At 71.7% G+C, this 12,357-nt stretch carries 12 protein-coding genes; 2 read left to right on the plus strand and 10 right to left on the minus strand.

Annotation, left to right across the window (positions count from 1 at the left end; all coding sequences use genetic code 11):
- Positions 1–15: 15 nt before the first annotated feature.
- The 10 genes from FHS23_RS19350 to FHS23_RS19395 form a co-directional block, all read right to left on the minus strand.
- A complete protein-coding gene (locus FHS23_RS19350) occupies positions 16–789 on the minus strand; it encodes an ABC transporter ATP-binding protein (RefSeq protein WP_183657932.1) in 774 nt (257 codons plus the stop codon).
- Positions 786–1,715 carry a FecCD family ABC transporter permease gene (locus FHS23_RS19355; protein WP_183658093.1) on the minus strand — a complete coding sequence of 310 codons (930 nt, stop codon included), beginning with the start codon at positions 1,713–1,715 and terminating at the stop codon, positions 786–788. Before FHS23_RS19355 ends, FHS23_RS19350 begins: the two co-directional genes overlap by 4 nt.
- Positions 1,716–1,843: 128 nt before the next feature.
- Positions 1,844–2,860 carry a FecCD family ABC transporter permease gene (locus tag FHS23_RS19360; RefSeq protein ID WP_425501152.1) on the minus strand — a complete coding sequence of 339 codons (1,017 nt, stop codon included), beginning with the start codon at positions 2,858–2,860 and terminating at the stop codon, positions 1,844–1,846.
- A 10-nt stretch (positions 2,861–2,870) separates the two neighbouring features.
- Positions 2,871–3,872, minus strand: coding sequence for an ABC transporter substrate-binding protein (locus FHS23_RS19365; RefSeq protein WP_183657935.1), 1,002 nt, complete (start codon positions 3,870–3,872; stop codon positions 2,871–2,873).
- Positions 3,873–3,929: 57 nt separating this feature from the next.
- A complete protein-coding gene (locus FHS23_RS19370) occupies positions 3,930–4,793 on the minus strand; it encodes a siderophore-interacting protein (protein ID WP_183657938.1) in 864 nt (287 codons plus the stop codon).
- 189 nt (positions 4,794–4,982) lie between these two features.
- Positions 4,983–5,237 carry a phosphopantetheine-binding protein gene (locus tag FHS23_RS19375; protein WP_183657941.1) on the minus strand — a complete coding sequence of 85 codons (255 nt, stop codon included), beginning with the start codon at positions 5,235–5,237 and terminating at the stop codon, positions 4,983–4,985.
- Between the two features lie 115 nt (positions 5,238–5,352).
- On the minus strand, positions 5,353–6,069 hold the full coding sequence (locus FHS23_RS19380; RefSeq protein ID WP_183657944.1) for an isochorismatase family protein: 717 nt from the start codon (positions 6,067–6,069) through the stop codon (positions 5,353–5,355).
- Positions 6,069–7,655: a (2,3-dihydroxybenzoyl)adenylate synthase gene (locus FHS23_RS19385; protein ID WP_221219849.1), complete on the minus strand. Its 1,587-nt coding sequence runs from the start codon at positions 7,653–7,655 to the stop codon at positions 6,069–6,071. Before FHS23_RS19385 ends, FHS23_RS19380 begins: the two co-directional genes overlap by 1 nt.
- A 107-nt stretch (positions 7,656–7,762) precedes the next feature.
- Entirely contained in the window at positions 7,763–8,971 is a 1,209-nt protein-coding gene (locus tag FHS23_RS19390; RefSeq protein WP_183657950.1) for an isochorismate synthase, read from the minus strand.
- A gap of 261 nt (positions 8,972–9,232) precedes the next feature.
- The gene (locus FHS23_RS19395; RefSeq protein WP_343054107.1) at positions 9,233–9,991 is read right to left on the minus strand and encodes a hypothetical protein; all 759 of its coding nucleotides are present in this window, start codon (positions 9,989–9,991) and stop codon (positions 9,233–9,235) included.
- Positions 9,992–10,097: 106 nt separating this feature from the next.
- On the opposite strand from FHS23_RS19395, the gene FHS23_RS19400 reads away from it, so the two are divergent.
- Positions 10,098–10,376 carry an SAV_915 family protein gene (locus FHS23_RS19400; RefSeq protein ID WP_183657953.1) on the plus strand — a complete coding sequence of 93 codons (279 nt, stop codon included), beginning with the start codon at positions 10,098–10,100 and terminating at the stop codon, positions 10,374–10,376.
- A 97-nt stretch (positions 10,377–10,473) separates the two neighbouring features.
- Positions 10,474–12,270, plus strand: coding sequence for an acetyl/propionyl/methylcrotonyl-CoA carboxylase subunit alpha (locus tag FHS23_RS19405; protein ID WP_425501153.1), 1,797 nt, complete (start codon positions 10,474–10,476; stop codon positions 12,268–12,270).
- The last annotated feature ends 87 nt before the right edge of the window (positions 12,271–12,357 follow it).

Below are 12,357 nucleotides of genomic sequence, written 5' to 3' on the forward strand. Positions count from 1 at the left end.
CCGGCCGCAGGCGCGCTACTCGGGGACGACCATCGGCGTGCCGCTCACCGGGTCGGCGACGATCACGCTCGGCAGGTCGAACACGTCCTTGATCAGTGCCGCGTCGACGACGTCGGCCGCCGCGCCCTCGGCGGCCACGCGGCCGTCCTTCATCGCGACGAGGTGGTCGGCGAACCGGCACGCCTGGTTGATGTCGTGCAGCACTGCGATCACGGTGCGGCCCTCGTTCCGCAGCCGGGACAGCAGTGCCAGCAGCCGGTACTGGTGCGTGATGTCCAGAAAGGACGTCGGCTCGTCGAGCAGCAGGTAGGGCGTGTCCTGCGCGAGCACCATCGCCACCCACACGCGTTGGCGTTGGCCGCCGGAGAGCTCGGCCACCTGCCGGTCGGCGAAGTCCTCCACCTCGGCGGTCACCATGGCCTCGGCGACGGCCCGTTCGTCGTCCGGCGTCCACAGCGCCAGCAGCGACTGGTGCGGGTACCGGCCGCGTGCGACGAGCTGGCGCACCGTGATGCCCTCCGGCGCCAGTGGATCCTGCGGCAGGAACGCCAGTTCGCGCGCGAGGCCCTTCGCCGGAAGGTCCGACACGGAACGCGAATCGAGCGTCACCGCGCCCTCGTCGGGTGTCAGCAGCCGGACGAACGCCCGCAGCAACGTCGACTTGCCGCAGCCGTTCGGCCCGACGACGGCGGTGAACGCACCGTCCGGGACGTCGAGGGTCAACCGGGTCGACACGACCCGATCGCCGTAGCCGAGGGTCACGTCCCGAGCGGACAGTCGGGTGGTCATCTCCGCCTCACCTCCTGGGCGAGCAGCCAGATCAGGTAACCGCCGCCGATCGCCGTCGTGACGACGCCGACGGGCAGGGACACGGGGGCGAGCAGCATCTGCGCGACGAGGTCGGCGAACTGCAGCAGCACCGCCCCGGTGAGGGCGGCGGGCAGCAGCGGAACACCGGGCGCCTTCGCCAGCCTGCGGCCGATCTGCGGTGCGGCCAGTGCCACGAACATCACCGGGCCCGCCACCGCGGTCACGGTCGCCGTGCAACCGACGCCGACCAGCACCATCAGCAGCCGCTGCCGTTCCAGCGGCACCCCGGTCGACACGGCGATCGAGTCGCCCAGCGCAGACTGCTGCAACGCCGAGGCGCGGAGGCCGATGACGGTCAACAGCACCGCGATGACAGTGAACGGCACGACCAGGTCCTCCCAGTCGATGCCGTTGAGCGAACCCGAGTTCCAGCCGACCGCGGCCATCGCGACCTCGAGCTCCGCGCGCAGCACGAGCCAGTTGTTCAGCGCCGTGACCATCGCGTTCACAGCGATACCGATGACGACCAGGCGCATGCCGGACAGGCCGTTCGACCGCGACAGCGAGTACACCAACGCCGCGGTGACCAGCCCGCCTGCGACCGCACCGAACGCGACGGTGACCGACGCGCCCGCGAACACGGTCATGACCAGCAACGCGCCGGTGTAGGCGCCCGCGTCGAGACCGATGATGTCCGGGCTGCCCATCGGGTTGCGCGTCAGGTTCTGGAAGATCGCACCCGCCACGCCGAGCGCGGCACCGAACAGGATTCCCGCCACGACGCGGGGCGCGCGCCATTCGGCGATGACCACGGACGGCTCCAGGCCCGTCAGGGCACCGAACACCTCACCGGGCGTGGCCCAGCTCGTGCCGTACGACAGTCCGACGAAGCCGAGCCCGAGCATCGCCACGACACAGCCGACGACGAGCCCGATGATGCGGCGCTGGACGAACCATGCGCGGCCGCCGACGGGCACGCGCACCGTCGAGGTCTGTTCCGCCACCGGCGTCTCCCTCGTCTTCTGCGCGCCGGTCACAACGACCCCGCCCCGTAACGCCGGACGACCCAGATCAGCATCGGGCCGCCGAGGAACGCGGTGACGATCGCGACCGGCACCTCACCGGTGTGGAGCAGCACGCGCGCGATCGTGTCCGCCACGAGCATCAGGATCGGGCCCACGACCGCGGACAGGCCGACGAGCCACGGCACCGAACCGGACGTCAGCCTCCGCAGCAGGTGCGGCACGATCAGGCCGACGAACAGGATCGGCCCCGCGACGGCGGTCGCCGCACCGGCCAACACGGTGATCAGAACCAGCGTCACCGTGCGCACGCGCGCGACGTTGGCGCCCAGCGTGTGCGCGACCGTCTCGCCCAGTGCGACCGCGTTGAGCGACCGCGCGATCACCAGCGCGCCGACGAACGCCACACCGATGGCGACGAGCGGCACCGTCAGATCCGCCTGCTCGCGACCCGCCAGCGAACCGACCGCCCAGAACCGATACTTGTCCAATGTGTCCGGTGACGTGAGCCGGATGCCGAGGGAGACGCCCATCAGCACGGCCGAAAACGCCACGCCCGCGAGCAGCAGCCGCAGCGTGGAGTGCCTTCCGACCGCGTACACGAGCGCGGTCGCGAGCACCGAACCGGCGACGCCGAGACCGAGCTGCGACACCGCCGAGCCCGCCAGTCCCAGCGCGGCGCCCACGGTGAGCGCGAACCCGGCGCCGTGGGTGACGCCGAGGATGCCCGGTTCGGCGAGCGGGTTCCGCGACAGCGTCTGGATCAGCGCGCCACCGACGGCGAGGGCGGCGCCCACGGCGATCCCGAGCACCGTTCGCGGGAGCCGGATGTCACGTACGACCAGATGGTCGCCGTTGAGCGGATCGAAGTCCGCCACTGCTCCCCACATCTCACCGACGGGCACGGCGCGCGCCCCGACGGCGACGCTGGCGACACCGGCGGCGAGCAGCGCGAGCAGCCCCACGGCGAGGGCGGCCGGGCGGGCCGTCCTCACCGTGGGCGGGGTCGCGGGTGGTGCGCTCGTCACGGCCGCGGCGTCACTTGTTCAGCAGCGGTGCGAACGTCTCGTCCAGCGCGTCGAGCGTCTGCTGCGCCTGACCGTACGTCGCCGCCTCGGTGTACTTGATCGGGAACGTCATGTCCTTCTTCACTGCGGGCAGGTTCTTCCACAGGTTGGAGTCCATGACGTACTCGACCGACTGGGGAACGGACCCGTCGGCGTTCACGGTGTAGGTGATCGCGTCGGCCTCACGCATGGCCGAGGGCAGCTCCTCGAGCGACGGGTACTCGCTGACCGCGCGGGAACCCTTGCCCTTCTCCTCGACCTCGCCGTAGTACTTCGCGCCGATGTCGCCCGCGATGTTCGTACCCCACGAGCCGTCGAACTCGCGCTGGAAGTTGCCGTTCTCGACCTCGCCGTAGCCGCCGACGTGGGCCAGCTTCAGACCCGAAAGGGCGTCGGCGTACTTGTTCTTCAGCTTCTCGGCCTTCGCATCGTACTCGCTCTTGACCTCGTCGAACCGCTCCAGCGCGCCCGCCGCATCGGCCTGCTTGCGGGAGACCTCGCGCCACGCCGACGGCACGTCGGGGCCGACGGCCACGACGGGTGCGATCGACTCGAGCCGTTCGGCGTCGATCTCGGCGAAGATCGGCTTCGGAACGCCGATGACGATCAGGTCCGGGTTCTGCTCGGCGATGGCGTCGTAGTTCGTCTCCGCCGCGGTCTCACCGGCGACCTGCGGCAACTCCTTGTACGTCGTGAGGTCCTCGTCGGACATCATCGGTTCGCCGCGCTCCCACGACGAGACGCCGACGAGCGGGGCGTCCGCCTCGATGAGCGACGGCACGGCGTAGCCCGTGGCGACGACCCGCTTCGGGTTCTGGGGAATCTCGACGGTGCCGTTGTCGGCCGTGAACTGCCGGGTCGGACCCTCGGTCTGTTCCTCGCCTGCCGCCCCGCACGCGGAGAGACCGACCGTCAGCGCGAGGACAGCCGCGGCGGCGGCCCCCTGGGTGAGGCGAGATCTGAGCAGAGACATCGTTTCCTCGTCCTTGAACAACTCGATGGGGTTGGGGATTCAATTGCTGCGCAGGGATCAGTCGTGATCGTCGTCGTAGTCGGCGACGCCGAGCTTCCAGTAGCCGGTGATGTCGTAGTCGCCCTTCGCGAGCCGGAGCTCGTCGCGGACCCAGCGGCGGAGCGGCTTCAGCGTGCCCGCCTCACCGGCGAGCCACACGTAGAGGTCGTCCTCATCGGACGGACCAGGGACCGGGAGCGAACGGATCGCGGGCTCCAGCAGATCCGCCGTGCCCGGACGGGCGCCGTCCCGGTGGAGCCACCGGACCTCGACCCCGTCGGGCGCGTCCAACGGGATCTCCTCGTCGGCGCCGGAGACCTCGACGAGGGCCCACCCCTCCGCGGTCGGCGGCATCTCCTCGAGCCACCGGGCGATGGCGGGCAGCGCGGTGATGTCCCCCGCGAGCAGGTACTTGCCGTAGCCGTCGGGGACGACGAGCCCGCCGGGCGGACCCGCAACGTGAACCGGCTCGCCCACGCGGGCGTTGCGCGCCCAGCCGGCCGCCAGGCCGCCGTCGTGCACCGCGATGTCGATGTCGAGTTCCCGGGCCTGCGCGTCGAACCGGCGGACCGTGTACTCACGCGTCGTCGGCGACGGCCGCGGCCACGACAGCATCGCGCCGTTCGGCTCCGGCAACCGCAGCGTGCCGTCCGGATCGGGAAAGATCAGCTTGACGTGCTCATCGGGCACGTGGGCCTCGAAGCCCTCCAACCCCGGACCGCCGAGGGTGAGGCGGACGAGACCCGCCCCCACCATCGCGGTGCGGACGACGTCCACGGTGCGGATGCCGATCGGATAGCCCACCTTCTCGGCACCCTCACGGCCCGCGCGCACCTCGGCGATCCGCTCGAGATGGCGGTGACGGTGATCGGCGCGCGTCATACGTTCTCCAGTGTTCTGCGGGACACCCGCACCCGGTCGAACCGCACGACCATTGGCACGGCGGGATGATCGGTCATGCGTTCTCCAGCGTTCTGCGGGACACCCTCCCCGATTGCGGCGAAAAAGCATGCCGCAACGGGGGCCCAACCCGGTCGAACCGCACGACCATTGGCACGGCGGGATGATCGGTCATGCGTTCTCCTCGGTGAGCAGGGAGATCCAGTGGCCGAGTTCGGGTTGTTCGGCCAGGTCGGGAAACTCGACGGTGCCGACTCCCGCCGCACGCCAGCGTTCGATCAGGCTCATAATGCGGATCGAGTCGAGACCCGCGTCGAGCAGGTTCTCGTCGACGGCGATGTCGTCGGCGTCGCGGCCGAGCAGCTCGGCGACGTCGGCACGCACCGACTCGGCCGTCGGTCCTGCCTGCTGCGTGGGTTCTGCCATGGTCCGTCCTCTGTCGTGGTCGTCGCGCCGGCCTCGCGGCGGCGAGACTGTCGCGCGTGGGCTGTGGCCTGTGGTGTGTGTGGGCTGCCGGGCGTGGGCTGTCGGCGGTCCGCCGTCACCACGCCGCTGTACTCACCGACGCCGCGCTCGCCGAAGCCGTGCCCACGGGAGCCGCGGTCACGGGAGCGGTGAGTGCGCCGCGGGCGGAGTCGGTGTCGACGACGGTTCCGCAACAGCCCGCCACATAGGCGCACGCCTGGTCGTGACGCTCCCTGGCGAAGTCGGCGACCGCGTCGGCCACCAGGAACGGCCGCACGTCACGCATGAAGGCCTCCTGCGCGGTGGCCTGGCAGCCGATGTGGGCGTACACACCGGTGATCAGCAGCTGGTCGCGTCCGGCGGCGGCGAGGCGCTCGGCGAAGTCGCTGCGCTGGAACGCGCTGTAGCGCCATTTCGTCAGCACCGTGTCCTCGCCCCCGGGCGTCAGTCCCTCGACGATGTCGCCCACGTGCGGATCGTCGTCCACGTGGGCGCGCATCCCCTGGCCCCAGAAGTCGGTCTGCAGTCCGCGTTCGCCCGGCGGCGGGGTCGCGGGCTGGGCGGTGTAGAACACCGGCACACCCTGCTCCCGGCAGGCATCGGCGAGCGCGGCGATGTTGGCGGTCATCTCCAGGATCGGCGAGCCCGCGAACGGACGCATGAAGTACCGCTGCATGTCGTGCACGAGCAGCGCGGCCCGGCCCGCCTCGAGCTGCCAGTCCACACGCGACACGGGAAGTTCACCGGCCGTGGGCAGCGCGTACGGCTCGATCTTCGGCAGGGACAACGACATCACCCGTTCTTCGCCTGAGCCGCGAGCACGGCCCGCAGCTCCCGCTTGCTCGTCTTTCCGACACCGGTCGTGGGGAACTCGGCGGTGAGTACGACCCGGTCCGGGACCTTGAACGCCGCGACGCCGCGTTCGCGCACGAAACGCCGCAGCTCCGCCGCCGCTGGCTCGGCACCCTCGACCGGCACCACGTAGGCGCAGGTGCGCTCACCGAGGAACTCGTCGGACACGCCGACGAGCGCGGCGTCCAGGACGTCGGGGTGCGCCATGAGGTGGTTCTCCACCTCCTCCGGCGCGACCTTCTCGCCGCCGCGGTTGATCTGCTCCTTCACGCGGCCGACGACCTCGACGTGCCCGGACGGATGCAGCCGCACCAGGTCACCGGTGCGGTAGAAGCCGTCGGCCGTGAAAGCCTTCGCATTGTGCTCGGCGGCGCGGTAATAGCCGCGGATCGTGTACGGCCCGCGCGTGAGCAGCGCGCCCGCCTGCCCCGGTTCGACGACGTCGCCGGATCCGGCATCCGGGTCGTCGGGGTCGACCACGCGGATCTCGTCGTCGAGGGAGATCGGCCTGCCCTGGGTGGAGAGCACGAGTTCGTCGGGATCGTCGAGGCGGGTGTAGAACACGAGCCCCTCGGCCATGCCGAACACCTGCTGCAGCCTGCAGCCCAGCGCCGGTTCGATGCGCTCGGCGAGTTCCCTGCCGCACTTGGCACCACCGACGAGCAGTACTTCCCATGTGGACAGATCTCGGTTCGTGCGCGCCGCGGCCTGCACCCACGCCGCCGCCAGCGGCGGCACGACCCCGCACATCGTCACGCCCTCGGACTCGACCAGCGCGAACGCGGTGTCCGCGTCGGGCCGCGGTGAGAGGACCACGGTCGACCCGGCGTGGAGCGCACCGAGAATGCCCGGCGAACTCATCGGATAGTTGTGCGCGGCGGGCAGTACCACGAGGTACACGCTGTCGGGCCGCAGCCGGCAGATCCGGGCGCTCTCGCGGACGCTGTAGAGGTAGTCGTCGTGGGTGCGCGGGATCAGTTTGGACATTCCCGTGCTGCCACCCGACAGCTGCAGGAACGCCAGGCCCTCGGGATCCGGGTCGGGCAGCTCCCGTGGGTCGGTCGCGGCCAGCTCGGCGAACTCGTCGCTCCCGACCACGAACACGTGGCGCAGCGACGACACCTCGTCGGCCACCGAGCGCGCCTCGGCGGCGTAGTCGTGCCGATCGTGGCTGCCGACCGTGACGATCGCGGCCGCCTCCGCATGCGAGGCGAAATGCACCAGCTCGGAGTGGCGGTGCGCCGGCAGTGCGAACACCGGCAGCGCGCCCGCGCGCCACAGCCCGAAGATCACCGGGACGTACTCGGCGACGTTCGGCAACTGCACGAGTACGCGCTCGCCCGCCGCGATGCCCCGGTCGACGAATCCGGCAGCGAGCCGATCGGACCGCTCGTCCAGTTCGGCGTACGTCCAACGCACCTGTTCGCCCGTCGCCGCGCTGACGCCCACGACGGCGGTGCGCTCGGAGTACGCCGCGACCAATCCTCGGAGCCAGGTGCCGAACGTCTGCCCGCGCCAGTGGCCCAGCGCCCGGTACCGCGCCGCGTCCTCGGCTGGCCAGGGCGTGAGATCGGGGCCCGCAGCCGACTCGGCTGCGGGCGGCGCGGCCGCGGGGCGGCCTTCCGTGCGGGCGGTCACTCGGTCACCCCCAGCGCGTCCAGCAGCGTGCGGAACTTGGCGCGTGTCTCGGCCAGTTCCGCCTCCGGGTCGGACCCGGCCACGATGCCCGCGCCCGCGTGCACCCGTACGTTCCTGCCGGAGGCCTCGGCGCAGCGGATCGTCACGACCCATTCGCCGTCGCCGTCGGCATCGGTCCAGCCGACGAGACCTGCGTAGTACCCGCGGCGCGCCGGTTCGAGTTCCGCGATGACGTCGCGAGCCGTGGTCGTCGGCACGCCGCACACGGCCGGCGTCGGATGCAGCGCCTCGGCGAGGGCCAGCGACGACGACGCGGGGTCGGCGGGGTCGGCGAGCGTTCCGGTGATGCGGGTCGACAGGTGCCACATCGTCGGCGTGCCGATCACCTCGGGCTCGGGCACGTCGAGGTCGGAGCAGAACGGCCGGAGCACGTCGGCGACCTGGCGGATGACGATGTCGTGCTCGGCGCGGTCCTTCGCGGCGGTGCGCAGGTCGTCGATGCGCGCGCGGTTCTGCACGTCGTCGGCGCTGCGCGGCCGGGAACCGGCAAGAGGATTGGCGGTGACGGTGCGGCCGCGCCGGGAGATCAGCAGTTCGGGGCTGGCGCCGAACAGGGTGCGGGCGGCCGGGTCGCCGGGCGCGGTGACGTCGACGGCGAAGGCGTGCGCGGCCGGATCGGCGCGGGCGAGACGCGCCAGCAACGGCGGCACGGACACCGGGGCGTCCGCGGTGACGTCGAGCGCCCGCGCGAGGACGACCTTGTCGATGTCACCGGTCTCGATGTGCAGCAGAGCCTTGCGGACGGCCGCGACGTAGTCGGCGGGATCGGGCTGCGGGGTGACGACGCGGCTCGCGCGGGCCGACGCCGACGCCGATGACGCCGCCGAGGTCGCGGTCGTCTCGTCGGGCGCGGGCGCGCGGCGGACGAGAGCGGGCACCACCAGGCTCGCCTCGTCGTCGGGCCCGAACCCGATGGCTCCGGCGACGATCGGGTCGGCCAGGCCCGCCGCGCGGGCGTCGGCGAGCGCACGGGTGGCCGCTCCGGCACGCGACGTACCCGCCGCGGCGGGTACTGCGGCGTGCACCCCGTCGGCGAGCAGCGTGCCCCGCGGCGACGAGTAGTAGAAGGAGCCGGGCAGGTACGCCGTCAGCAGGTCGGCGGCGTCGTACTGGGGCCGTGGCCGCGCCAGGACCGGTGAGGACACTCAGACAACTCCCTCGTGAGACACGGCGTTCTCCTCGTTTCCCTGCCGGCTCGCGGTCGCCGGCGATTCCCGGCGACCGCGAGCCGCGCCTCGATGTCCGGTCGCCGGCACCCGTCGGACGCCGCCCGATCGGCATTATCTTGGTTAGCCTTACCTAATGAACGAACCGTACGTTAGGCTAGCCTTAGAGGAAAGATCCGGCCGTGAGATCCGATTCACAGGGCTTTGACCGGTTCGGACCAGTGCCCCGATGACCGTGTGTCAGGAACACGCCATGAGCTCGTAGGACTCGACGTCGACCTCGGGCCAGCCCCGCAGCGACCCCGGCGAACCGTAGGTACCCGTGCAGCCGACCGTCCCGCCCGACAGGTCGAACACCTCGGCCAGCACCGGCGCCTGCCTGCAGGCCGCGACACTGTCGACGTCGCTGCAGTCGTGGCTGACGACGACCACCTCGGGCACGTCGTCGCCGTCGACGTCGTCGAGCGTCACACTGCCCGCGTCGGAGAAGTACGGCCGCTGGTCCGAACGCCAACTGTCGCCCTGCCACACGTGGAGCTCGCCGACCATGCCGCCGTCGTGGGGACCGCGCACCAGGCACACCGGCGTCGCGCTCTCCTCGCACCGCAACGAGTCCTGGTTGAGCGGAACGCCCATCGTCCCGATCGCCACCTCGGCCACGCTCGCCGACGCGGGCCCGCCCGCGCGCAACCTGCCCGCCGACCCGCGCTCGGCCGCCAGCAGCTCGACCGTCATGCCGTTCACCGACGCCGACGCCACGACCCGGCACGGCCCGCCCGCGCAGCCGTCGCCCGCGGTCGCCGTCGGCATCGACAGCCCGTCGACCGCCTCGTGGTCGTCGTCGCCCGGGCGCAGCAGCACGGCCGCCACCAGCGACCCCACGACCACCACGGCCGCCAGCGCCACCGTCAGCAGCACCGGCCGGGGCGGCCTGCTCGGCGCAGACTCCACCCCTTCGGTCCCCTCCGGCTGATCCGGCTGCGACGACTCGTTCCGCACACGCCGAGCCTAAAGCTCCGCACCATCCGTGACCGCCCGTCCGTGGCACTTCGCGCGGACGTGGGACAACCCGGATCACGGACCGCACACGACTACCGTCGTCCCGGTGACGAATCCCCAGCTGCCGCCCGTGGTGTACCTGCCCACCGGCTCGCACGACGGCAGGCACACCCTGCAGACCGACGTCGAGCTCCGCCGCACCCCCGACGGCCGCCTCGCCCTCCTCGCCTACACCGCCGTCGACCGGCTCGTCGAGTGCTGCGGCGAGCACCAGCCGTGGATGCTCGTGCAGACGTCCGACCTGCAGGCGCTGCACGAGTCCCAGCCCTACGACGTGATCCTCGTCGACGCCGAGATCCCGGAGGACCTGCGCCACCCGGCGTGACCCACCCGCCGCGTCACCGGCCGTGACTCGGGTCTCACCGACGGGCGCCCGCCGGTCCGTAGACTCCGACCGAGAACGGCTTGACATGGAGGTAGGCGTGCCGGAGCGAGGCAGCAAGGTCGTGGCAGGCGCGGTGACGAAGGTGCTCATCGCGAACCGTGGCGAGATCGCCGTGCGCGTGATCCGGGCTGCGAAGGACGCGGGGGTCGCCAGCGTGGCGGTCTACGCCGACCCGGACAGGGACGCGCCGCACGTCCGGCTCGCCGACGAAGCGTTCGCCCTGGGCGGGGACACGGCGGCGGACAGCTACCTGGCGTTCGACAAGCTGCTGGACGCGGCGAAGCGCTCCGGCGCGGACGCGGTCCACCCCGGCTACGGATTCCTGTCCGAGAACGCGGACTTCGCGCAGGCGGTCATCGACGCGGGCCTGACCTGGATCGGCCCGTCGCCGCAGGCCATCCGCGACCTCGGCGACAAGGTCACCGCCCGGCACATCGCCCTGAAGGCCGGCGCGCCCCTCGTGCCCGGCACCAAGGACCCCGCGGGCAGCGCGGACGAGATCGTCGCGTTCGCCGAGGAACACGGCCTGCCCGTCGCCATCAAGGCCGCCTTCGGCGGCGGCGGCCGCGGCCTGAAGGTCGCCCGCACGATCGACGAGATCCCCGAGCTGTTCGAGTCGGCCACCCGCGAAGCCGTGGCCGCATTCGGTCGCGGCGAATGCTTCGTCGAGCGCTACCTCGACAAGCCCCGCCACGTCGAGGCGCAGGTCCTGGCCGACCAGCACGGCAACGTCATCGTCGTCGGCACCCGCGACTGCTCGCTGCAGCGCCGCCACCAGAAGCTCGTCGAGGAGGCGCCCGCGCCGTTCCTGACCGACGAGCAGCGCGAGACCATCCACGCCTCCGCCAAGGCGATCTGCTCCGAGGCCGGATACCACGGCGCGGGCACGGTCGAGTACCTCGTCGGCGTCGACGGCACGATCTCGTTCCTCGAGGTCAACACGCGCCTGCAGGTCGAGCACCCGGTGTCGGAGGAGACCACGGGCCTCGACCTCGTGCGCGAACAGTTCCGCATCGCCGAGGGACACGAGCTGCAGCTCACCGAGGACCCGGCGCCGCGCGGCCACTCCATCGAGTTCCGTATCAACGGCGAGGACGCGGGCCGGGGCTTCCTGCCCGCCCCCGGCACCGTGACCCGCCTCGACTTCCCCTCCGGCCCCGGCGTGCGCATCGACGCCGGCATGGAGACCGGCACCGTCATCGGGGGCCAGTTCGACTCGATGCTCGCGAAGGTCATCGTCACCGGTGCCGACCGCGACCAGGCCATCGAACGGTCCCGCCGCGCCCTCGACGAGATGATCGCCGAGGGCATCGCCACCGTGCTGCCGTTCCACCGCACGATCCTGCGGGACCCGGCATTCGTCGGCGACGGCAAGAACTTCTCGGTGCACACCCGCTGGATCGAGACCGAGTTCGAGAACACCATCGAGCCCTACGTCGCACCGGACACCGCCGCCGACGTCGACCAGGAGCCGCGTCAGAACGTGGTCGTCGAGGTCGGTGGGCGCCGGCTCGAGGTATCGCTGCCCGCGGGCCTCGCCTCGGCGGGCGGCGGTGGCGGCGCGGCGACGACGTCGAAGCCGCGCAAACGTACGGGCGGCGGCAAGACCGCGGTCAGCGGCGACGCGGTGACGGCCCCGATGCAGGGCACGGTCATCAAGGTCGCCGTCGAGGACGGTCAGCACGTCGAGGCGGGCGAGCAGATCGTCGTCCTCGAGGCCATGAAGATGGAGAACCCGGTGACCGCGCACAAGTCCGGCACCGTGACCGGCCTGTCCGCCGAGACCGGCGCCACCGTCAACCAGGGCGCCGTCCTCCTCGAGATCAAGGACTGACGCCTCCCGGGGCGCGTGTTCCGCACCCCGGCACGCATGTTCCGCACCCGACGGCGAACACCGGGCAACGGTTTCGCATGCGGCGTG

Source organism: Prauserella isguenensis (assembly GCF_014191605.1).
Taxonomy (GTDB): Bacteria; Actinomycetota; Actinomycetes; order Mycobacteriales; family Pseudonocardiaceae; genus Prauserella; species Prauserella isguenensis.